Below are 290 nucleotides of genomic sequence, written 5' to 3'. Positions count from 1 at the left end.
ACCTGCCGGTCAACGGATCAATTCCGAGTGTTGTAATATCCATTGTGGATGGCTCCTTCTCTCTGTTGGGTCGTAACAGCACCAGCATGACACATTGCGATGCCGTTCGGGTGGAGCCGTCCACACCATCAGACAAATTCGAACTCGTCTCGGCCAGGCCAGTACCCCTGCCCGTTTATGCCGCACAAAGACCGCGCCACTCTGTGAGCGCGGCAGTGCGATTGGCTTTGAAATGATCTCTTTGGGAAAGGCTGCGCTCCGGATTGAAGTGGTTGAAAACGGATGCATGA

The 290-nt window shown here is 54.5% G+C and carries 1 pseudogene; it reads right to left on the bottom strand.

Features of this window, described 5'->3' with window-relative positions:
* Positions 1 to 175: 175 nt before the first annotated feature.
* Positions 176 to 290 (bottom strand): annotated as a pseudogene (locus tag AB9F29_RS22295) (IS6 family transposase); the annotation flags it as partial.

It is taken from the genome of Falsihalocynthiibacter sp. S25ZX9, from assembly GCF_041205405.1.
Lineage (GTDB): Bacteria > Pseudomonadota > Alphaproteobacteria > Rhodobacterales > Rhodobacteraceae > Falsihalocynthiibacter > Falsihalocynthiibacter arcticus.
Note: the sequence above shows the minus strand (reverse complement) of the source record. Positions and strands in the feature narration are given on the sequence as shown.